This is a genomic window from Clostridium tunisiense TJ (assembly GCF_000300195.1).
Lineage (GTDB): Bacteria > Bacillota > Clostridia > Clostridiales > Clostridiaceae > Clostridium_J > Clostridium_J tunisiense.
This window is the reverse complement of record NZ_AMQH01000002.1, coordinates 348717-371765: the sequence shown is the minus strand read 5'-3', so window position 1 is coordinate 371765 and position 23049 is coordinate 348717. Positions and strand designations below refer to the sequence as shown.

Sequence of the window (23049 nt, the reverse complement as noted above, 5' to 3'; positions counted from 1 at the left end):
ATGAGGTTAAATTTCTTAAGTTAGTTTAAGGAGGATATTATGAATTATAAGGATAAGTATAAGTTGTGGTTAGAGTCATCGGTGATAGATGAAAACACTAAAAATGAACTTGGAAATCTAGAGGATGAAAAGGAAATTGAGGATAGATTTTATAAAGATTTAGAGTTTGGTACTGGTGGACTTAGAGGGGTAATTGGTGCAGGGTCTAATAGACTTAATATCTATACTATTGGTAAGGCAACACAAGGATTAAGTAATTATTTAAACGACAAGTTTCAAAGACCCTCAGTGGCAATTGCCTATGATTCTCGCCATATGTCAAGTGAATTTGCAGAATATGCAGCAAGAACCTTATGTGGAAACAACATAAAAACTTACTTATTTGAAACCCTAACACCAACACCTATTTTATCCTATGCAGTAAGGTTTTTAGGATGTAAGGCAGGAATAGTTATTACAGCATCTCATAACCCAAAGCAATATAATGGATACAAGGTCTATGGAGAGGATGGGGGTCAGCTTACAGATAAGGCTGCTGGAGAAGTGCTAGACTGTGTAAATGCTGTGGATTCCTTTGAAAAAGTAACTTCTATTTCCCTTGAACAATGTAAGAATAAAAATCTATTGACCTATGTTGGTGAGGAAATCTATTCAACTTACCTAGAGAAGGCAAAGGATTTAACTATTAGAAAAGAATTAGTTAAGGAAAGTGCAAAGGATTTAAAAATAATCTATACTCCACTTCATGGTAGTGGGAATATACCTGTAAGAAGAGTGCTAAAGGAACTTGGCTATGAAAATTTAAGGGTGGTTAAGGAACAAGAATTACCTGATGGGGACTTCCCAACTGCGCCTTATCCAAATCCTGAAGATCCTAAGGTGTTTAAATTGGCTCTAGCTATGGCTGAGGAGTTTAAGCCAGATATAATTATTGGAACAGATCCTGATTGTGATAGAATTGGTGCAGTAGTACAACAAGGACAGGGAGAATATAAGGTTTTAACAGGCAATCAAGTAGGAGCACTGCTTTCACACTACATCCTATCAGCCCTAAAAGAAAATCAACAGCTTCCAGCCAATGGAGCTATAATTAAAACCATAGTTTCTACAGATATGATTAAGCCTATTGCGGATAAGTACGGAATAGAAGTTATGGAAGTTTTAACAGGGTTTAAGTATATCGGAGAGTTAATTGGAAACTTTGAGAAAACAAAAGCTAATGAGTTTTTATTTGGCTTTGAGGAGAGTTATGGTTACTTAAGCGGAGATTTTGTTAGGGATAAGGACGCAGTTATAGCAGCTATGCTTGTTTGTGAGATGACTTTATACTATAAATCTAAAGGGAAAACACTTTACGAAGCTCTTATGGATTTATATAATGAGTTTGGTTACTTTAAGGAAAGTTTGATTTCTATTGAGCTAAAAGGTAAAGAAGGGCAAGAAAAAATAGCTTCTGCTATCGATTATTTAAGAAATACAGATATAACTAATATAGATAAATATAAAGTTGTAAAAAAGTTTGACTACAAATTAAGTGTAGCGAGAGAATTGTCGAATGGTGATGAAGAGGAAATTGAACTTCCAAAATCTAATGTACTAAAGTTTGTATTAGAGGGTGGTTCTTGGTTTGTAATTCGTCCTTCTGGAACAGAACCTAAAATGAAGATTTATGTAGCTGCTGTTGGGAAAACTTTAGAGCAGGTAGAAAATAATCTCTCAATTATTGAAAAGTCTGTGTCAAGCTATATAGATAATTGCATAAAGTAATATGAGAAATAAACTTTAAAGATGTTTAAAAGCACTTGGCTACGCCTTTTGGAGACACCTTAGTCAATGTGTCTAAAAGTTAAGATTAATTTATGGAATGTATTTCTGTAAAAAGAACACCCCATAAAATGTAAAGATATTGGTGTATTAATATACCCCAATATCTTTTTTATTTTCTCCGTATTTTATAATATTAAGAAAATCAGAAAAATTAAAAAGTAATATAGCCTATTGGGAAATTATATGATATAATGAGAATGATTTTAGCAGTGTTTTTAATGAGAGTTTTAATCTGGTTAAAGATTAGACGTCAATAAAGAGGGCAATAATATTAAAGAATATTAAAGAATACAAGTTTAGTATCCGATAATAAAAGTGAATATAATTCATGGGCTAATTTTATTGATGTATAAAGGATATAATAAGAAGCTTGTTACATAAATAAATATAAAATTATAAACTAAAAATTGTAAATTTATAGGGGGCAAATAATACGGTGGAATTAGATATTACAGTAGATGATTTATATCTCTTAAGATGCGTTATAATTAAAGATAATAATAGCTACTTTGAGGGAAAAGATTATAATGGAAAAAAGTACATAATCTCTAAGAATGAGGCTACAAAAAAATATAAGGTGGGAACAGATAGTACCTTTTATGCTACGAAAAGGGAAGAGGGATTGATTTTCAAAAAAACAATTTTAGAACCTCTTACTACTAAAGAGTATGAAATGATTCTTGCTAAACATAGTAAAATATAAAAAAGAAGCTCAACTTTTTAAACTTGAGCTTCTTTTTTTTATGCTTTTATAGAGTTTTCAGTAGTAAAAGAAAGATTACTCTTGCAACTTAATTATTGAACAGGTTTTATATCTTCAAAAATGTATTTGTAAATTTGGTCTTTAGTAGACTTTTCATCAAAGGTTAAATAATATATTCCGTTTATTTTTTCTCCCTTACTAAGGTTCTCTAAGGGGAATCTCTCTTGCTCTATATTTTTAATTCCAGATTTTAAAACTTTTAGCCCTAGGTTTATGATATCACCATTACCTAAACTGGTCTCAACATAAGGCAGAAGTTTATTCATTACAGAAGGAAGTTCTGTAGGGCCTACTGAAGAAAGTTTATTAAACATTGCTGTAAGCACGTTCCTTTGTCTTTCGGTTCTTTCTGAATCACCATCAACTTTTCTGATACGGGAATAAGCTAAGGCTTGCTTACCATTTAAGTTATAGACTCCAGCTTTAGTTATTCCTACAGAGGATACGCCAGGGATTTCAAAGTCCTTTATTTCCATTTTTACTCCGCCAATGGCATCTATAAGATGTTCCATATTGTCAAAGTTGATTTTAGCATAGTTATCAATGTTTAGCCCAAAGTTTTGGTTTATTGTTTTTATAGCTAATGGGGCACGGCCAAAAGCATAAGCGTGATTTATCTTATCGTAACCGCGATCAGGAATATTAACATAAGAATCTCTCATAATAGAAGTTAATTTTAACTTGTTATGAGTTTCATCGAAGGTAGCAATAATGATGGAATCAGATCTTCCAGGATTGTCGCCAACTTGGTCTATTCCAAATAGGACTATGTTAGTAATTTTTTTATCTTCAATCTTAGCTTGAACCTCTTTATCTATACCTAAATCTTCCTTTGGAAGATCTACTTTAGTTATTTTATTTAAGGTGGATACTGTGTAAATTGCAAAGGATAAGATTGCAACTAAAAGAAAAGCTACAATGCCAAGAATGATTTTAGTTCTTTTTTTCATACAAATCATCTTCTTTCATAAAATTTTAGATTATTTTTTCTTAAATATATTAAAAAAGCTAAAGGATTTCTTTTCTTTGTAATCCTTAATAGGAAGTACTTCTATATCTTCCCCTTGGAGTATTTTCTTCTCATTAGTAATAATACTATTATAAAGGGCTGCATTAAGTTTTTCTACAATTTCAAAGCTTTCCTTTATTTTAGGCTTTCTTACAGAGAGGTTATGTCCATCACTGCCAAGAACATGAATTAAGTTCTTGTTAACAAGGTTTTTTGCAAAAGCCTGTACCTTATCCCCGTACCTGCCTCTTAAGCTACCACTATTTAACTGGGCTAGTGCCCCTTGGTTTATTAAGTTTTCCAGTAAAGCTTCATCCTTCATAATTTCAAGATTTCGCTCAGGATGGGCAAGAATTGGGGTTACTCCTTGTAATCTTAATTCATAAAATACATCTTCAGTATATATAGGAAACTGATTCATAGGTAATTCAAGTAACATATATTTTTTATTATTTAAACACCATATGTTGCCGGACTCGTACAATTCAGGAACTGTAGGGTTAATGTACACCTCAAGTCCGCTAACTATACTGATTTGTTCCCCAACCTTGCTGTTTTTTAGTTCGGTTAACTTTTCAAAGTAAGTTTCTTTGTTGATTTCATGTTCTTCAGGTATAAAATGGGGAGTTGCGCATATGTGCTCAACTCCCTCACTAATAGATAATTTCAACATATCCATTGACATATCAATATGCTTTGAACCGTCATCTATACCAGGAAGAATATGACTATGAAAGTCTATCATAGTATCACTCTCCTATTTATATTACTTCATTTCTAAATTGCCTCATTATCTGTGGCTTCATCATCGTCACCATATTGATTTCCATATCCATGGGAATAGTATTGATTGTAGTAACTACCCTTACCGCCTTCAGGTATTTTATTAAGTACAACACCTAAAATGTTTGAATTAACCTTTGTAAGAAGGGATTTTCCTTCCATTAAGGCTTCTTTTTCAGTTTCTCCATAAGAAGTTAATATTACTGTTCCATCACATGCAGATGAAAGAACTTGCGCATCTGTTACAATTAAAATAGGTGGTGCATCTATTAATATTACATCATATATAGAAGATAGATGTCTTAATAATATCTTGAACTTATTACTACCAAGTAGCTCTGAAGGGTTTGGAGGAATAGGTCCACTAGGTACCACATGTAAGTTTTCTTGCTTAGTTACAATAACACATTCTTCATATTTCTTATCTTTTAATAATATATTAGTTAATCCCTTAGAGTTAGAGGCACCAAATTTTTTGTGTATAGTTGGTTTTCTAAGATCACAGTCTAATAGCAAAACTTTCTTTCCGCTTTGAGCCATTGTAATTGCCATGTTTGAAATAATAGTTGACTTTCCTTCACCAGGTTTAGTAGAAGTAAATACTAAGCTGGTAAGTTCTGTATCAAGGGAAGAAAATTGAATATTGGTTCTCAAAGTTCTATAAGCCTCTGCAGTACTAGATTTTGGATTAGTATAAGTTACTAGTTGTTGACCTTTTCCTGATGCAAGGATATCATCAAAAGGCAGTAATCCAATTACAGGAATCTCAGATAGCCTCTCTATGTCCTCTTTAGACTTAACTGTATTATCTAAGTACTCTAATAAAAATGAAAGTCCCACTGAAGCCATAAGACCTAAAAAGAAAGCTATAGCTATATTAAGTGATATTCGTGGGCTAGCCTTTCCTTGAGGAAGTAATGCTTCATCAAGAAGTTGAACGTTGTCCACTTTTTTCACATCATTACTTACTGCTTTTAAGGATTTGGCATATTGATTAGTTATATCCTGGGCTAGCTTTGGTTCAAGAGCTGTAATTGACAAGTTTAAGAATTCAGTATCACCTTTAGGAGTTACTGTAAGCATTCCTTGCAATTGACCAACTTTTAAATCAAGGTTTAAGCTTTTAATAACGTGCTCAGCAACTACTCTTGATTTTGCAAATTCCGCATAAGTTTTAACCATTTTTTGATACATCATTATGTCATTATAAGTTTGGGAACTAGGTGAACTTTCTGATTTAGATTGATTAATTATTACAGATATATCAGCTTTGTAAGTTGGTTTTATTAAAAATACACTTACTAAGCTACTTACTATGGTTGAACATAAGGTAATTATAATAATTAATTTTAATCTTTTTATCAGTATATCAAAATACTCTTTTAATTCCATTATTTATCCTCCTAAGTTTTAATAGTAGGTATGTCAAATTATAAATACAACATCAATTATACAACAGATTAATATAAAAAAAAACAAATACTTCGTTAAATATCAACATTTACTTTATGCCAACCTTGGAAAGTAAAGGCTTTGCGTTTATTATTCCCTCACAAAGTTACAAGAATTTCTAAGTTTAGCACCTACTTAATGATTTAGGCAAAATAGATATTAATATTAATTATCGAAAGAAAAATATTAAATTCTCTTCACCATATTTACGTAATTATCATAATATAGGATTAAGCAATGATTAAAGGTGATAGTTTTGTTGTATGCAGTAATACTGGCTGGAGGTAAAGGAACAAGGCTATATCCCTTATCAAGAGCTAATAATCCCAAGCAATTTTTAAAGGCATATAATAGCAAAAGCTTCTTAAGAAACACAGTTGATCGCATAAAACCGATAATTAGTAAAGAGAATATCTTTGTTGTGACCAATCAAGAGTATGTAGATAAGATACATGAAGAGCTTCCGGAGATAAACAAAGATAACGTCTTTGTTGAACCAAGCAATAAGGAAACTGCAACTTGTATAGGGCTTTCAGCAGTGAAGCTTTTAAAGAAGGACAAGGATGCGGTGATGGTAGTGCTACCTTCAGATCACTATATTGAGGGTGAAAAACAATTCTTAGATACGCTGCACCATGCTATAGAACTAGCAGAGAAGAGAAGAGGACTGGTGACTATAGGAATTGCCCCAAATAGACCTGAAACAGGTTATGGATATATTGAGATGGGGGATCCTATAGGTGGTCCTATTTCTACTTTTAAGGTAGCTAGGTTTACTGAGAAACCTAATGTGGAAGTAGCTAAGGATTTTCTTTTAAAGGGTACCTACCTTTGGAATTCTGGTATGTTCATATGGAGAGCAGATGGTCTCCTTATAAAAATACTATCCAAAAAGAATTTATATTTTTGGATAATTATTGCCAAAATCGTAGTTATTAACTGATTAAATATATGCATATAATTAAATGTTCTTGTTTTTTTTCTTCAAACTTTGCTGGATAAGTAAATGGTTTAGAGGTATACTTAAATAATGGGTATAGAATTAGGATTAGTTATAGTATAAAATATACGTAACTTACAACAATTTGGAAAAGTCATAAATTAGTTAGAGATAAGGAGTTGTTTTTGTGAGTCTTAAGAATATATCTTTAATATATGAAAAATTACTTAGCTTTTTATTAATTTTTTTGGTGATATTTATTCCTTACAGAGAAGTAATTTCTACTTTTACAAGCCCAAAGGTAAAATTAATACCAGATATTATGATTTTGATTACTTTTGCTTTATACATGATAAAAAGTAGATTTAGAATAAAGTTGAACTTAACTGATATTTTCTATGCAGGATTTTTAATATTAGCATTTATAAGTACAATATTTATAAATAATGTAGGAATAAAATCTTATCTAATAGAGACAAGAAGTATATTTATTTATTATATAGTTTACTTCATGCTTAGGCATACTAATTTAGATAATAGGTTCTATAGGATTTTTTCAAAAGGGATTATTTATAATGCTATTATACTTTCTTTTCTATCTTTTATAGAAAAGATTACAAGTAAGACTCTTTTATTTCCATCAGCTTGGACTAAATCAATTGTCTATGCAGACAATTACCTTAGAGTTTATGGAATGTTCAATAATCCAAACACCTTTGGAGCATATTTGTTATTTTCAATTATAATAATTTTTTACTTGCAGAGGGTGATATCATTAAAAGTAAATAAAATTTTCTACGTATTTACTCTTGCTACTCTTGCTCTAACTGCATCTAGAAGTAGTATGATAGCCCTAGGTTTTTTTATTTTAGTATGTTTTTTCATTGTTGATAAAATGCTCATGGTAAGAACCTTTGCAGCAACGATTATAATGGCTGCAGCTGTTATGTTTATAGTAAATACGCTTAGTGTGTACTATCCTAAGTTTGCTGACAATATAAATGAAAAGATTAATATGCAAATAAATACTAAGCCGAAAAGTTCTGCTGTAGATAGATTTACTGAATTATCAAATCCAGAAATAATCTCAAAGAGTAAAACTGATGGTAGGATATTTTCAGTGACAAAGGGAATAGCAATATTTAAAGAAAATCCAATACTAGGTACAGGGTTCGGAACTTATGGAGATGCAGCAAGTTTAATTATTTCCCCTGAGCAGTATGGTAAATATGAGATTGCTGAGGGCTTTTACGCAGATAATGAGTATATAAAAGTGCTAGTTGAAACGGGGATAGTTGGAACTTTAGTTTATATATTATTTTTACTCTCCATAATTATGAATCATAGACAAAACAAATTAAAAGTATTATCATGTTTAATCTTAGGATTTTTAGGTATGTTTTATAACATATTTGAAGTTCAAATTTTATCCTTCCTTTTCTGGGTAATGCTTACGTTACCAGAGTCTAAAGAATTTGCTATTAAAGGGTAACTGATAAATAAGAATGTTTATAAAGGGAGTAGAGCCTTATTGCGGTTCTACTCCTTTAAATTTTATTAGGACTTTTCCTGTGTCCCCATTTGCATAGACCTTATGGATTATAGATGATAGTAGTTTTCTTTTTTCGGAAACAGAGGCAAAAGAGGAGAACGTAGATAAATCCATAAAAGTATTTTGTATTTCCTCTAAATTATTTAGGGCATTTTCTTCAGGAGTGCTTTGAAATTCAAGCTTATTAATTTTATTTCTTAGAGCCTTATTTTCGGTTTTTAAGTGGCTAATTTTATTTAAAAGTATGGTTGCTGTTTCTATATCCTTGGTTAAGCTTAAGTTATTCAATAAGTTATCTACCATTTCTTCATTTTTATCAATTGAAATGTTAAGCTTTTTTATCACTAGATTTTCTGTAGCAGCTTCTAGTTCGTGTTTATACTTTTTTAATTCCTCTATTAGAGTACTTTTATCCAAAGTTAATTTTTTTAATTCTTCAAGGATTAATGCATCTAAATCTGCACCGTTAATATTACTGTTTGCACATTTGGTTTTCCTTGATTTACATTTTAAAGTACACATGTAATAGTATTTTTTTCTTCCACTAGTAGCATATTGCTTACCATAGGCTACTCTCATTGGGCTATCGCAATTGCTACATTTAATAATCCCGCTGAGAAGAGCTTCCCCACTTGAACCCAATGCTGGAGCTTTATCTTTATTTAAAGTTATAATTTCTTGAACCTTTATCCACTTATCAGCTGATATTATACCTTCATGGAAGGATACAGAGGCTATCCATTGGCAGGTATCTTTCACTCTATTGGATCCACTTTTTCCTTTCCGTTTTTTATAGGTTAATATACCATGAATACCATCAGGCTTACCGTTGACCTTTATTCCTATAGATTTTAGGTATTGTGTAACCTTGTTATCAGCTTTTACATAAACAGGAGCTGTAAGAACTGAGTTTATGGAGGCCAGTGACCAATTTTTGTTATTTTTTGTTTTAATATCGTTGCATATCAGGTACTTTTCCACCTTACTCATACTCTTAACTTCTAAATATTTATCATATATAAGTTTTACTAACTCCAATTCCACTGGTATTGGGACTAAAATACAGAAGGATCTATCCTTGCCGGTGGCATCTTTTAATTTTAGTCTTTCAGTGTTGTAGCCAGTGGGGGGAGTGCCCCCAAGCCATTTACCTGCTTCAGCTAAAGCATACATATTATCTCTTACCCTGGATGAAATGGTTTCTCTTTCTAATTGAGAAAACACACTAGCTATATACATCATGGCCCGACCCATGGCAGAAGAGGTGTCGAATTGTTCATTAACTGAAATAAATGATATGCTAAGGGTTTCAAGATCTTTAGTTAGGGCAGAAAAGTCGGCCACATTTCTGCTAATTCTATCTAGCTTATAGCATACAAGTATATTAAATTTTTGCTTTTTTGCATCTTCTATCATTTGGGTGAATCCAGGTCTATCTGTATTTTTACCAGAAAAACCTTCATCTTTATAAATAAAAATTTCTTCTATAGACATATGGGAAAGATAATCTTTGCAAAGTTTTATTTGATTTTCAATGGAATCTCCTTTTTCAGTGAGTTTAGATTTTCTTGCATAAATAGCAGCCTTCATAAAATCCCTCTTTCTAATCCCTAAACTCTTTATGGATTTTATTTATTAGTTCATCAATAATGGCCTTGTTTTTAGGTAGACAATTCTTAATCAGTGAAAAGTATGCCTTAGTAAATTCCTTTTGTAAGGGTTCTATATCCTTTGGTTTCTCAATTTCTAACTGGAGTTGGACTTTAGTGTATTGATTAGGCATAAATCCTCCAGAATAATTGGTTTATTTATATATATTCAACTTTGTAAGTAATAAGTAGTAGATTTTATATTATGAAGGTGGATAGTATTTTGGTTTGGAGAGCAGATGTGTTCTTAAGAGAAATGCAAAGATATTTACCAAAGATGCATAAATCTATTAGTGAGATTTATATGCACATTGGTGAAGAGTGTGAAAATGAAGTTATAAAGGAACAGTATGAAATAATCGATGGCATATCTGTTGATTTCGGTATTATGCAGAAAACCAGAAAAGCCTATGTGATAAAGTGTGAATTTACATGGGATGATATAGGAACTTTTGCTGCACTTTCAAGATTTTTATCAAATTACAGAGGAAATGACATTTCCGGTAATGTGTATCTAGAAGGAAGTGAAAATTGTTCTGTATTTGGTGATAAAAAGCTTATTATTGGATTTGGAGTAAAAGATTTGGTTGTTGTTGACGCTGGGGATGTTATTCTTGTGATGGATAAGTCAAAAGACCAAGAAATTAAACACCTTCTTAATGGATTGAAGGATCAGAAGGGGTTAGAGGAGTTTTTGTAAAATTTATAGTTTTTAGAGCCATACGGTGTGTATGGCTCTTTTCCATATGAATAAAAAAAAGTAAATATTAGAAAGACTATATTAAAATAGAAGGAATTATAACTAAAGTTGCAGAAATAGTATTAAAACAAACAATAATTGGAGGACTAACATGAATATAGCTATTGTTTTAGCAGGTGGAAAAGGAACAAGAATGGGGGCTACAAGTGAGCCTAAGCAATTTACAGAAGTTAATGATAAACCTATAATTATACATACTTTAGAAAGCTTTGAAACCCATGAGGATATCCAGGCTATAGCAGTTGTTTGCTTAAAGGAATGGAAGGATAATATTAAGGAATTAATAGAAAAGTATGAGCTGAAAAAAGTTATGTGGATAGCTGAAGGAGGCACTACAAGGCAGGAATCCGTTCGTAATGGGTTAAAGGCAATAAGTAGTGAGGTGCAGGGTGAAGATATTGTACTAATACATGATGGGGCTAGACCTTTAGTATCTCATAAAATTATTACAGATAACATAGCTAAGGCAAAGGAGTTTGGTGCAGTAAACACAGTGATTGCTGCTACGGATACTATTGTACAAAGTAAGGATGGAAATGTAATTACAGAAGTTCCAGTAAGAAAAGAACTTTTTATGGCACAAACACCTCAAAGTTTTAAGTTTCAGGTTATTTCACAGGCTCATGACTTTGCAGTGAAGAATAGTGTGGAGGATGCTACTGATGATTGTCAGTTAGTATTTCGTTTAAGTGGGCAGGTATATTTAGTACAAGGAGATAAACTAAATTTAAAGATAACTACTAAAGAGGATTTAGCAATATTAGAAGCATTAATAAAAATGAGAAGCTCATAAGGGGAAAGGTAGGAAGTACAATGAAGGTTTTATATTACGATACTTTTTCGGGGATTAGTGGAGATATGCATCTAGGGGCCATGATTGATCTAGGGGTGGATAGCAATTATTTAATTGAAGAACTTAAGAAACTTGGTCTAAATCATGAATATGAAATAAAAATTAAAAAGGATGCAAGAAAAGGGATAACAGGAACTAAGGTTGATGTTATTCTCCTTAATCAATCACAAGACTATGAACATCATAATCATGAAAATCAAGATGCATCTCATGAGGACCATAATCATAAGGAAGTTGCGCATTTACATCAGCATCATAGCAATGAGCATATTCATGAAGAGAATAAGCATAGTCACAAGGATGAGAACAAACACTGTCATGGAGAACATAATCACCACCTGAATAACCATGACCATGAACATACTCATCAGCATAGTCATGGACATAATCATAGTCACCATTACTGCAATGAAAATAGCGAGGGTAGTCCTCACAATGAACATATCCATGAAGGTGAAGCACATACACATGATCACAGCCATAGTCATGAAGGAGGCCATTCTCACCATCATGAACACAGGAACCTATATGTCATTGAAGAACTTATTAATAAAAGTGAGTTAAAGGAAAATGTAAAAAAGCTAAGTATAGATATTTTTAAACAGGTGGCAGAAGCCGAAGCTAAGGTTCATGGAAAACCAATTTATGAAGTGCATTTCCATGAGGTAGGAGCTACTGATTCAATAGTTGATATTGTTGGAGGGGCTATTTGCCTTGACTATCTAAAGGTTGATAGAATTTTAGGATCTCCTATTGAAGTAGGTGGAGGCTTTGTTAAGTGTGCCCACGGACTTATGCCAGTGCCGGCCCCAGCAACTTCAGAAATTTTAAAGGGAGTGCCAGTGACAAAGGGAGCTGTACCTTTTGAAACCACTACTCCTACAGGAGCGGCAATTTTAAAGGTAGTTGTAGATAAGTTTACTAAGGATATAGATTTTATCATAGATAAAGTAGCCTACGGGGTTGGAAATCGTGATACAGAAATTCCTAATGTGCTTAGAGTTTATCTTGGACATTATGAAGAAACTTCAAGCTCTTCAGATTTTGAAGAGGAAAGAGAAATCATAACTGAGTGTAATATTGATGATATGAATAGTGAATTTTATGATTACATCTTTGAAAAACTATTTAAAATAGGCGCTAAGGATGTTTACCTAACTCCAATAATCATGAAAAAGGGAAGACCAGCTCAAAAGCTTACGGTACTTGCACCTCATAAGCTTCAAGGAGAAGTAGAAGAAATTTTACTTCGTGAAACCACCACCTTTGGAATAAGAAAATATGAAGTGCAAAAGGTGATGCTAAAGAGAGATTTTATAAAAGTTAGTACCAAGTATGGTGAAGCTACGGTGAAAAGAGGAATCCTTAATGGTCAGGTTATAAAATTTAAGGGTGAGTATGATTGCTGTAAGGAGCTTGCTAGGAAGAATAAAGTAACCCTTGAAGAAGTTTATAATGAGATAAGGAAGAATATGTAGATGATTTTAACAGCAAATTGGAGTAAATAAAAATATATAGTAAATAGAAGTAGTGAAAGTATATTAAATAACCCATTTTAAAACTAGTCTATTCCAGTGACTTTTATGAAGAAGGTCCAGGAACAAGGCTAGTTTTTATTTTATTTATCCTGGGTATTTTGCTACTGAGGATGTTTATAGCTTTTAGATAAACAACATGCTGTATTAAACAATTAGATATTGGAGTGGATTTTCTGTAATAGGTGAAATTTTATCCTTATAATTGAGTTTCAATATTCAGATTTATGCACAAATTCTGTATATTATGCATAGTTATAAAGGTTAAAGAAATATACAAACGTTTTCAAAGTGATTAAAATGGCTGTCCTACTAAGTTTTAAAGTGTTCCTAAAAATAACAAAATAAATTTTATAAAAAATACTTGCATAATTATGAGTAATAGATGTATAATTATACACATGGAAAACAAAAACTTACAGGAGGTCAGGAAAATGAAAAAAAATTTATTAAAAAAATTAGCAGTTGGTGTTTTAGCAGGAGTTATAGGTTTATCCTTTGTAGGTTGTGGTAATAGTAGAGGAGAAGATGCTAGTAAAGAAGCTTCAAATAAACAAGTTATAGCAACAACCTTAGATAAAGTGAAGGAAGCTAAGAAATTAGTTATTGGAACAAGTGCAGATTATCCACCCTATGAGTTTCACAAAGAAATAGACGGAAAAGATACAATCATAGGTTTTGATGTAAATATTGCTCAGGAAATAGCCAAAGATTTAGGTGTGGAGTTAGAAATAAATGATATGAAATTTGATGGACTTATAGCAGCTCTTAAAACTGGAAAGGTTGATATGGTCCTAGCAGGAATGAATCCTACAGAAGAAAGAAAGCAAAGTGTGGATTTTTCAAAAATTTATTATACAGCTCAGCATGCAGTTATTGTAAGAGCAGAAGATAAGGATAAGTATAAAACTTTAGCTGATTTAAAAGGAAAAGAAATTGGGGCACAAAAGGGAGCAATCCAAGAGGAACTTGCCAAAACTCAAATTGAGGCTGCAAATGTAAAAGGTCTTGGAAAGGTTACAGATTTAGTTTTAGAGCTTAAAAACAAAAAAGTAGATGCTATAGTAGTTGAAGTACCAGTTGCAAAGTTTTATGTAGAGAAGAATAAGGACTTAGCTATAACTGAAGCTACTTTTAAAGTTGAAGAAGGAGAGCAAGGCTCTTCAGTGGCTGTTAAAAAAGGTGATGAGGCCTTTATTGAAGCAATTAATAAAACTTTAGATAGACTAATTAAAGAAGGAAAAATTGAAGAGTTCGTTGTTAATGCTAATGAGCAAGTAGAATAGTCAATAATAGAATATTGTAAAAATTCCAACAAAGGCAATGTGAGTTAAACAAAATACTCTACCCACTGGATACCTTCCAGTGGGTAGAGTTTAGTAAGGGAGATGAGGTCTTGGATTTTAGTTTTTTAGGAAAATATTATAAGTTCTTTCTTGAAGGAACTCAATATACAGTACTTATAGCATTTTTTACAGTTATTTTAGGAACAATTTTAGGATTATTTCTAAGTCTTATGAAGCTTAGTAAAAATAAAATATTAAAGCTTATAGCTAGTACCTATATAGAATTTGTAAGAGGTACACCTATACTGGTGCAATTATATATTGTTTATTATGGAATGCCTGCCTTAGGAATTGATCTTCCAGATATGCTGGCAGGGATTGTTACTTTATCTATTAATAGTGGTGCTTATGTAGCGGAAATAATTAGAGCTGGTATTAATGCTGTAGATAAGGGACAAATGGAAGCAGGGAGAAGCTTAGGTATGACTTCGGCCATGACCATGAGATTAATTATTATTCCCCAGGCCTTTAAGAACATTTTACCGGCTTTAGGTAATGAATTTATTACTATAATAAAGGAATCTTCTATTGTTTCTGTAATTGGAATTGGGGAGCTTATGTATAAAGCTGATACTGTAAGAGGAAATACAGCACTTCCATTTGAACCACTTATTGTGGCAGCCGTGATCTATTTCCTATTGACCTTTACTTTATCAAAAATATTAGGAAGCTTAGAAAGGAGATTGAAGGCTAATGATACACATTAAGGACTTAAATAAAATCTTTGGACAGAATCATGTACTTAAGGGAGTTAATGAGCATATTTCAAAAGGTGAAGTTGTTGTAGTTATAGGACCTAGTGGTTCTGGAAAGAGTACTTTTTTAAGATGTTTAAATCTTCTTGAAGAGCCTTCCTCTGGAACTATAGTTTTTGAAGGCAAGGAAACTACAGACAAGAAAACAGACATTAATAACATTAGAGAAAAAATGGGTATGGTATTCCAACAGTTTAACTTATTCCCTCATAAGACAGTGCTAGAGAACATTACCCTAGCGCCAATTAAGGTAAAGGGAGTTAAGGAAGAGGAAGCAAAGGAAAAAGCCTTTAAACTTTTAGAAAAGGTTGGACTTAAGGAAAAAGCTAATGCCTATCCAGGTTCCTTATCAGGGGGGCAAAAGCAAAGAATAGCTATTGCTAGAGCTTTAGCTATGGAGCCTGATGTAATGCTCTTTGATGAACCAACTTCAGCTTTAGACCCAGAGATGGTAGGTGAGGTTTTAACTGTAATGAAGGATCTTGCAAAAGAAGGTATGACCATGGTAGTTGTAACTCACGAAATGGGTTTTGCGAGAGAAGTGGGAGATAGAATTTTATTTATGGACGGTGGAAATATAGTAGAACAGGGAACTCCTGAACACATATTTACAAGTCCTAAACATCCTCGTACAGTGGACTTTTTATCTAAGGTGTTATAAATATCACCTTAAATGTTATAAAATCACTTTGGGTGTAAGATATTTATGAGGCTAAGTAATTACCTATGAAAGCTATGAAGGAAACTGATAAATATAGTAATTAACCTTGGAGATAGAGATTAATTTTATAAATAAAAGAATAAAAAAACTTAGGTGAGAACCTAAGTTTTTTTATCATATAACAAATAATTTTTCATAAAGCAAAAGTAAGTGCTAAGGGACTTATGAACATAGAAACATTGCCAACACCCTTATTCTACTATGAAGAATCTCTTAAGTTCCATAAGAAAGCCAATTCCGCTAAAACAACACAGGATATAGCTGCTCATAAGTTTAAGTATTTTCTAGCACCTTATTATACACATCTTTATAAGCTTCAAGGGTATTTTTAGCAGTTATCTCCCAAGAAAATAACTTAGCCCTTTGAAGTCCCAATCTGCTATATTCTTTCCTTAAAGTTTCGCTGCTTAAAATTAATTCCATGGCACTTTGAAGATCCTTATCACTATAAGGGTTAATTAGTATTCCGCCATCTCCTACCACTTCTGGGATGGAGGTTACATTGGTGGTTATTACAGGAGTGCCGCAATTCATTGCTTCTAATGGGGGAAGCCCAAACCCTTCGTAGAAAGATGGATAAACAAAGGCTTCACAAGCATTATAGTAAATTGGCAGGTCTTCATCAGGAGCAAAGCCTGTGAATTTTATATAGTCACCCATGTTTAGAGAGTCTTTTAACTTCACTAATTCTTGAGAGGAATCTCTATAAGAACCTACGATTACTAAATTATATTCCTTATTTGAATGTTTCATTACTTTAGCAAAAGAAGTTATTAAAGAACGTACATTTTTTCTTTCACTAAAGCCTCCCAGATAGAGTAAGAAAGGTTTGTCTATGCCATACTTTTCCTTGATTATACTTTTGCATTTTTCCTTATCAAGAGGAGTGTATTTACTATCTGCAGCTAGAGGGGTTACATAAATTTTACTCTCATCTATAGGAAAGAATTTTAGAATATCTTTTTTTGAGTATTCAGAAACCGTAAGTATGCCAGTGGATTCATTAATTACTATAGGCATTTCCTTTAAAAACTTTAAAAGATAACCACGGCCAACTGTTTCGGGCATTATATAGGGAATTAAATCATGAATGGTACACAATTTTTTACAGTTTATGTCTGGGGTTAATCCAATTCCGTTTTGAGGTATGTGGTACAAGTCTATGTTTTCACCTTGCAAATTTATTGGGAAGAAATGTTCTTGAAAGAATCTTTGGTGCTTTTTAGAGCACATTACTATATTGGAATTGGGTTTTTCAAACTCTTCATATTTTTCTCCAGACCAATATAGTTGATAAAAGTTTTCTTTATCTATGTTAAGTAAATTCTTAAGAACATTCTCAGTATAGGTGCCTATACCAGTACCGCTATACCAATTGATACCTCTAGCATCAATTGCAATTCTCATGAAATCACTCCTTAAAAAAGTATATATTATATATTAGTCAAAGGGGAAATATGTGTTACAAATAGTTCAAATTTAAACACACATTATATTAAGGTTTCATATATTACATATAGAACACTATTTGGAGGGCTTTACTTGGAGGTAGAAAAAATTAAAGACCTTATAGAGAAACAATATGGGTTTACTCCTAGCCGTGCAGAGAAAATAAAAAATGTTTATAGGATTGAGACAGAAGATAATATCTACTGCTTAAAAATCATTAAATATGAATTTCAGCATTTTTTATTTATAGTTGGTGCAATTAAGCATCTTCAAAATAATGGTTTTGAGTATATTCCAGAAATTATTAAAACAGCTCAGGGTTTGGATTATATAGAGGTAGAGGAGAATTTTGCTTATCTAACTCCTTGGGTAAATGCTAGGGAGAGCAATTATGATAATCCCCTTGATGTAATTGTTGCTGCTAAGAAGCTTGCAGACCTACACAATAAGAGTGAAGGATTTAGGGTTCAATCTAATATGAAGCCTAGGGTGGGATGGCTTAAATGGATAGAAACTTATAAAACCCGTAAGGATGAAATTTTAGATTTTAAAAATAGAATAGATAAAAAGGATGTTAAGTCTCAATTTGATTTGTTTTATCTAGGTCTTATGGAAGAGGAACTTAAAAGATGTGATAGAAGCATACTTCATTTGTCCCAAAGTAATTATGTTGAGAAGATGAAAAAAGAAATGGTGAGGAATGGGTTTTGCCACCATGACTATGCTCATCATAACGTAATGATAGGTGGAGATGGAAAGGTAAACATAATTGATTTTGATTATTGTATATTAGACTCTCATCTTCACGATTTGAGCAGCCTTCTCATTAGGAGAATGAAATATAATAAATGGAGTATTCACAGTGCAAGAGAAATTCTTGAAGCTTATGGAAGTATTTATAGCATCAGTAATGAGGATATTCCCATTATGGCAGCCTTTATGGAGTTTCCACAGGATTACTGGCAAAGGGGAATTCAGTATTACTGGGAGGAAAAACCTTGGGGAGAAGACTTTTTCATGAAAAAGCTTAGATTTTATAATGAGGATAGAGAAGAAAGACAGGAGTTTATAGAAAGTTTTAGAGAAATCAAATTATAAAATAGGTTAAGGAGGGGTGTGTATTATGTCAAAAAGAGAAAGAGAAAATGAATTTTATGAAGAAAAAGTAGAAAGAAGCCATGAGGAGGGTTCTTTATCTGTAGAAGACTATGACAATAAGTTAGAAGGGATGAAGGAGCAAATTAAACTTCTTAAAAAGATTAAAAGAAGACAAAAAAAACTTAAGGAATTGGAAGAAGAGCAATCTTTAATTTTAAAGAAAATGAAAAAAAGAGAAAAAAGTAAACATAAGTAGAGGTGGTGGTATGAGAAGATTTTTTTATGACAGCTTTCAAGACTATGCTAAGGAGCAAGGGGTAAAGAAAGTTGATTTTATACTGAAAAATAATGAGGCCCTAAGTAGAAGATTGTTAGAAGAGAGAGTACTTTCACAGTTACAACTTATTACTGAGTTTCATAATATGTCTTGTGGATTTAATGGATATTTAAAAAGAAGAATTAATAATGATACCTGTAAATTAGTGGAGGAGTATAAGGTTCAAGTTAAAAGATTGAGGAAACACTTAGATAAAATTAAGGAGCAGGGGGCTAAGGGAGAGGTGGAAAAGTTTCTACAAGAAGAAGGTAAAGTTCAGCTAAATAGAGCAGTCCAGTGTCTTGACTCAATAGGGGAAAATAATTATATGGACTTAATTTCAAGAAGTATGAAAAACATTGAAGTTTGCCTTACGGATGTAGATTTTGATAACTTAGTTAAAAATCAAACCTTAGAAATTGTAAACTTTGAAGATGTAGCTTACAACTTAGTTGAAATGGATGCCTATTATTTGCTTTATAAATTAAAGAAAAGGGGCTTTGTTATAGATTACAGTAGGTGTGTAGAGAAATTTTGCAGTCTGCAAGGCTTAGGTGAAGATAGCAAGAATTTTATTTTATCCCTTTTATCTTATCCCCATGAGTTTATGAAAATTTATGAAAAGTATAGAAGAAATAAAAAATCCTGGACAGAAGGGGAATATGTGAAAAGATTTATTGAGGCTATAAGGGAAGATGGTATTTCTTTCATAAATGAGGTGAAGAAATGTTAGAATCAAAATTCAAGGATAGAGAATTTCTAAGTAGATATCATTTAGACGTGAAGCTACTAAATAATTATAATTTTACTGTTAATGATGTAATTCCTGTTAGAAAGATATATATTCTAGTAACCAATAAGGGTAATAAAATATTAAAGAAATTAGATTATGCCATAGAAAGACTAGAATTTATAAACACTGCAATGAAATATATGAAGGATAATGGCTTTAACCAAGGCATTAACTTTGAAAAGAATAAAAATGGTGACATATATACTCAATGGAGAGATAGTACCTATGTGGTTATGGATTTAATTAATGGAAGAGAATGCGAATACAATAATCCCTTAGAGGTGGCTATAGCTGTAAAGACTTTGGCTAAAATGCATTTAAGCTCTAAAGGGTTTAAAGGAGACAATTGGAGTAAGTACTCTAATCTTGAAAAAGCTATAGAAGAATATGAAAAGAATTTAGGAGAACTTAATTATTTTAAAAAGCTAGTTTCCTCCTATGAAAATAAAAGTGAGTTTGATGAGCTTTTTTTAAATAGTTTAGATAAATTCATAAGCCACATGGCAAGAGGGGTAAGTATTCTTAAAAAATCAGAATATGATAGTCTTTGCAGGGAAGAGGATAACATTGCTATTTGTCACCAAGATTTAGCTTATCATAATATATTAATCGATAATGAAGAGGCATATTTTATAGACTTTGATTATGCAGTGATTGATTTAAGAGTTAATGATCTTTGTAATATTATCAATAAGGTAACTAAGGGGTTTGCCTATGATTTAGAGAAAGTAATAGAAATTATAGAGAATTATAAGGGGACTTCTCCTATTGACTCTAGAGAACTTAAGGTTTTATATGGAATGCTATGGATTCCAGAGGGCTTTTGTAATTTAATAAAAGATTACTATTTAAAGAGAAAACTTTGGGGTGAAGACAGCTTTAGCTATAAACTAAGAAATAAGGTTGAGAATCTCAAGGAAAAAGAGGATATGTTAGAGAGTTTTAAAGATCATTACAACTTATAACCTAAAGAGAAGGGGAACAGTATATTTCCCAAATATTCATAAAAGCTAATTCACATGAGAATAGAAAATAATAAGATGTAAAATCATTTATAATAAAAGGAAAACCCTTAGTAATTTTAAAATTACTAAGGGTTTGTTTCGTCCTATAAATTTTAAGAAGTTGCTTTAATTATAGCTTCATAGGCTTTAAGAGTTTCAATAGCAGTTTTGTCCCAACTTAAGGCTCTTGCTTTTTCAAAACCCTTTACAATTAAACTAATTCTTAGGTGTTCATTCATTAGGGCTTCACAAATTTTTTCGCTAAGAACTTCTGTCTCCTTTGGGTTAAATAGCAAAGCAGCATCACCAACTATTTCAGGTATAGAAGTTACATTAGAGGTGATTACAGGAATACCGCAAGCCATAGCTTCTATAGGGGGAAGTCCAAAGCCTTCATAGAAGGAAGGATACACAAATAGGGAAGCGTTATTATACAAGTGTGGCATATGTTCCATGGAGATAAAACCTGGGAAAATAACTCTATCTTCTATTTTTAATCTTTCAGCACAAGCTTTATATATGGAATAGGATTTGCCCTTATTTCCTGCAATAACTAAGTTTGTATCTTTTGGAATTACATTTATAATTCTGCTAAAAGCCTCAATAAGCCCTACAATGTTTTTTCGAGGACTAAAACCTCCCACATATAGTATGTAGTTGGAGTCTAGCCCATAATGTTTTTTCAGCACTTCTTTGCAAAGAGCTCTATCTATGGGTCTGTAGATATCTTCACTGGCTAGGTGAGTTACGAAAATTTTTTCCTTTGGATAATTAAAATCCCGTGAGATATCCTCCTTGGAAAACTCTGATACTGTAATGATTCCATCACAACGACTAACTATACCTGCCATATTCTTTTGGAAGATGTTTAAGTACCTGTCTCCCACTGTTTCAGGCATGTGAATAGGAATTGTATCATGGAGAGTAATAACAAAGGGGTGATTTTTTTCTATTGGAAGACCAACACCATTTTGAGGTACATGGTATAAATTTATATTTTTATCATATAGTTCATTAGGGATATTTACATCATCCCAAAAATTTGAGGCCATGGTATCTGCAATGGACTTAATATTGAAGTTTCTATTAAATTTAATATCACTGCTATAGCCTTCAGGGGTGAAAAGTAAATAATCATTTTGCTTATCTATTTTATTTAGTGAACTAATAAGCTGATAAGTATATGTTCCTATACCTGTGCCTCTATACCATTTAGCAGCTCGTGAATCTATACCAATTTTCATATCACTACTCCTTAAACTTAATAAATAAAATAACCATTATATTAATGTATATTATTACAACACATTAAAATATGTTAACTCTTATTCTAAAAAAAGTTAAATACACATATAAATTATAGAGGGGGTGTTACTATGATGAGAGAATTTGAGATTGAACGCCAGTTCGATATAAAAATTGAGAGCATCAAGCCTAATAAAGGCGTATATCATTTAAAGACAAACGATGGCGTTAAGTGCTTAAAGAAAATAAGCTATGGAACTCAAAAGTTATTATTTGTCTATGGTGCAAAAGAGCATCTTTATAAAAATGGGTTTCCAAATATAGATAGATATTATTTGAATACAGAAGGAAATCCATATGCAGTGGTCAATGAGGATATTTACACCTTATCTCAATGGATTGAGGGAAGAGAATGTGATTTTTATAATGAAGAAGATTTGAAAATCGCAGCACAATGTCTTGCAAAGCTTCACATTGCTTCAAAGGGGTATGAGCCTCCAGAGAATAGTAAGTTAAAATCTGACTTAGGAAGATGGCCACATCTTATGGAAAAGAGAATCAAATCCTTTGATAAGATGAAAGAAATGGTAAGAAAGAAGAAAAATCATAAAGCAGATTTTGATATTAGCTATTTAAAATCAGTAGATTATTACAAAGAACAAAGCAAAAGAGCACTACAAATCCTTAATAGTTCAAATTACTTTGAAATATGCAGAATTACTGAAGAGGAGAAGAGTTTTTGCCATCATGATTTTACTTACCATAACATAATCATAGATAATGAAAATAATGTAAATGTAATAGATTTTGATTATTGTAAAAGAGAAGTGAGAGCCTACGACATAGCCAATTTTATGATTAAGGTATTAAAGCGTCAAAATTGGGATATTAAGTTCGCTGAAATTATTCTTGATGGCTATAATAGTGTTTCCTCTTTAAGGGAAGATGAATATAAGGTTATTTATGGATTTTTAGTTTTTCCTCAACGTTATTGGAGACTTTGCAATAGATACTATTATAATGAGGTTAACTGGGTACAAGGTACCTTCAACAAGAAGATGGAGGAGTTAATTTCTGAAAAAGATAAATTTGAAAAGTTTATTGAGGATTTCAAGAACACATATAAGGTGGAATAATTTTTTTGTTTTTTATAATAAGCAAGTTGATTTTCTTCCACTACTTTGGAAGGAAAACTTCTA

General features: G+C 32.0%; 20 protein-coding genes and 2 pseudogenes. 15 read left to right on the top strand and 7 right to left on the bottom strand.

The window, feature by feature from the left end; translation table 11 throughout:
• Positions 1 to 39 precede the first annotated feature (39 nt).
• Positions 40 to 1767, top strand: a complete 1728-nt coding sequence (locus C661_RS0101780) for a phospho-sugar mutase (RefSeq protein WP_017413577.1) — start codon at positions 40 to 42, stop codon at positions 1765 to 1767.
• A gap of 496 nt (positions 1768 to 2263) precedes the next feature.
• On the top strand, positions 2264 to 2530 hold the full coding sequence (locus C661_RS0101775) for a hypothetical protein (protein WP_017413576.1): 267 nt from the start codon (positions 2264 to 2266) through the stop codon (positions 2528 to 2530).
• Between the two features lie 92 nt (positions 2531 to 2622).
• Here C661_RS0101775 and C661_RS0101770 read toward each other — a convergent pair whose 3' ends face one another.
• From C661_RS0101770 to C661_RS0101760, 3 genes are read right to left on the bottom strand one after another with little or no spacing between them, the layout of a single operon-like run.
• On the bottom strand, positions 2623 to 3540 hold the full coding sequence (locus C661_RS0101770; RefSeq protein ID WP_017413575.1) for an LCP family protein: 918 nt from the start codon (positions 3538 to 3540) through the stop codon (positions 2623 to 2625).
• 30 nt (positions 3541 to 3570) lie between these two features.
• Positions 3571 to 4344, bottom strand: a complete 774-nt coding sequence (locus C661_RS0101765; RefSeq protein ID WP_017413574.1) for a tyrosine-protein phosphatase — start codon at positions 4342 to 4344, stop codon at positions 3571 to 3573.
• 32 nt (positions 4345 to 4376) lie between these two features.
• Positions 4377 to 5774 (bottom strand): tyrosine-protein kinase domain-containing protein, encoded by a 1398-nt coding sequence (locus C661_RS0101760; RefSeq protein ID WP_017413573.1) that lies wholly within the window; start codon positions 5772 to 5774, stop codon positions 4377 to 4379.
• A 316-nt stretch (positions 5775 to 6090) separates the two neighbouring features.
• Here C661_RS0101760 and C661_RS21060 point away from each other — a divergent pair.
• Both C661_RS21060 and C661_RS0101750 read left to right on the top strand, forming a co-directional pair.
• Positions 6091 to 6717: pseudogene (locus C661_RS21060) on the top strand (mannose-1-phosphate guanylyltransferase); the annotation flags it as partial.
• A gap of 244 nt (positions 6718 to 6961) precedes the next feature.
• Complete coding sequence (locus tag C661_RS0101750) at positions 6962 to 8266, top strand: O-antigen ligase family protein (protein ID WP_017413571.1); 1305 nt, start codon at positions 6962 to 6964, stop codon at positions 8264 to 8266.
• Positions 8267 to 8302: 36 nt separating this feature from the next.
• On the opposite strand, the gene C661_RS0101745 is transcribed toward C661_RS0101750, so the two are convergent.
• Positions 8303 to 9916, bottom strand: a complete 1614-nt coding sequence (locus C661_RS0101745) for a recombinase family protein (protein ID WP_017413570.1) — start codon at positions 9914 to 9916, stop codon at positions 8303 to 8305.
• A 13-nt stretch (positions 9917 to 9929) separates the two neighbouring features.
• Entirely contained in the window at positions 9930 to 10109 is a 180-nt protein-coding gene (locus C661_RS21055; RefSeq protein ID WP_017413569.1) for a hypothetical protein, read from the bottom strand.
• A gap of 86 nt (positions 10110 to 10195) precedes the next feature.
• Here C661_RS21055 and C661_RS21050 point away from each other — a divergent pair.
• The 6 genes and pseudogenes from C661_RS21050 to C661_RS0101715 form a co-directional block, all read left to right on the top strand.
• Positions 10196 to 10675 (top strand): annotated as a pseudogene (locus C661_RS21050) (mannose-1-phosphate guanylyltransferase); the annotation flags it as partial.
• 151 nt (positions 10676 to 10826) lie between these two features.
• The gene (ispD, locus tag C661_RS0101735) at positions 10827 to 11528 is read left to right on the top strand and encodes a 2-C-methyl-D-erythritol 4-phosphate cytidylyltransferase (protein ID WP_017413567.1); all 702 of its coding nucleotides are present in this window, start codon (positions 10827 to 10829) and stop codon (positions 11526 to 11528) included.
• Between the two features lie 20 nt (positions 11529 to 11548).
• The gene (larC, locus tag C661_RS0101730; protein ID WP_017413566.1) at positions 11549 to 13066 is read left to right on the top strand and encodes a nickel pincer cofactor biosynthesis protein LarC; all 1518 of its coding nucleotides are present in this window, start codon (positions 11549 to 11551) and stop codon (positions 13064 to 13066) included.
• Positions 13067 to 13557: 491 nt separating this feature from the next.
• Positions 13558 to 14409, top strand: coding sequence for an ABC transporter substrate-binding protein (locus tag C661_RS0101725; protein WP_017413565.1), 852 nt, complete (start codon positions 13558 to 13560; stop codon positions 14407 to 14409).
• Between the two features lie 110 nt (positions 14410 to 14519).
• Complete coding sequence (locus C661_RS0101720) at positions 14520 to 15176, top strand: amino acid ABC transporter permease (protein ID WP_017413564.1); 657 nt, start codon at positions 14520 to 14522, stop codon at positions 15174 to 15176.
• Entirely contained in the window at positions 15163 to 15885 is a 723-nt protein-coding gene (locus C661_RS0101715) for an amino acid ABC transporter ATP-binding protein (RefSeq protein WP_017413563.1), read from the top strand. Before C661_RS0101720 ends, C661_RS0101715 begins: the two co-directional genes overlap by 14 nt.
• Before the next feature lie 333 nt (positions 15886 to 16218).
• Here C661_RS0101715 and C661_RS0101710 read toward each other — a convergent pair whose 3' ends face one another.
• The gene (locus tag C661_RS0101710; protein ID WP_017413562.1) at positions 16219 to 17352 is read right to left on the bottom strand and encodes a glycosyltransferase family 4 protein; all 1134 of its coding nucleotides are present in this window, start codon (positions 17350 to 17352) and stop codon (positions 16219 to 16221) included.
• Positions 17353 to 17487: 135 nt separating this feature from the next.
• On the opposite strand from C661_RS0101710, the gene C661_RS0101705 reads away from it, so the two are divergent.
• From C661_RS0101705 to C661_RS0101690, 4 genes are read left to right on the top strand one after another with little or no spacing between them, the layout of a single operon-like run.
• Positions 17488 to 18492 carry a CotS family spore coat protein gene (locus C661_RS0101705; protein WP_017413561.1) on the top strand — a complete coding sequence of 335 codons (1005 nt, stop codon included), beginning with the start codon at positions 17488 to 17490 and terminating at the stop codon, positions 18490 to 18492.
• A gap of 25 nt (positions 18493 to 18517) precedes the next feature.
• A complete protein-coding gene (locus tag C661_RS0101700) occupies positions 18518 to 18748 on the top strand; it encodes a hypothetical protein (RefSeq protein WP_017413560.1) in 231 nt (76 codons plus the stop codon).
• A 10-nt stretch (positions 18749 to 18758) separates the two neighbouring features.
• Complete coding sequence (locus C661_RS0101695; protein ID WP_017413559.1) at positions 18759 to 19541, top strand: protein kinase family protein; 783 nt, start codon at positions 18759 to 18761, stop codon at positions 19539 to 19541.
• Positions 19535 to 20566, top strand: coding sequence for a CotS family spore coat protein (locus tag C661_RS0101690; RefSeq protein WP_017413558.1), 1032 nt, complete (start codon positions 19535 to 19537; stop codon positions 20564 to 20566). Before C661_RS0101695 ends, C661_RS0101690 begins: the two co-directional genes overlap by 7 nt.
• Before the next feature lie 152 nt (positions 20567 to 20718).
• On the opposite strand, the gene C661_RS0101685 is transcribed toward C661_RS0101690, so the two are convergent.
• Positions 20719 to 21849 carry a glycosyltransferase family 4 protein gene (locus tag C661_RS0101685; RefSeq protein WP_017413557.1) on the bottom strand — a complete coding sequence of 377 codons (1131 nt, stop codon included), beginning with the start codon at positions 21847 to 21849 and terminating at the stop codon, positions 20719 to 20721.
• Positions 21850 to 21981: 132 nt separating this feature from the next.
• Between C661_RS0101685 and C661_RS0101680 the strand changes: the two genes are divergently transcribed.
• Positions 21982 to 22986: a CotS family spore coat protein gene (locus C661_RS0101680; RefSeq protein WP_017413556.1), complete on the top strand. Its 1005-nt coding sequence runs from the start codon at positions 21982 to 21984 to the stop codon at positions 22984 to 22986.
• Positions 22987 to 23049: the final 63 nt, after the last annotated feature.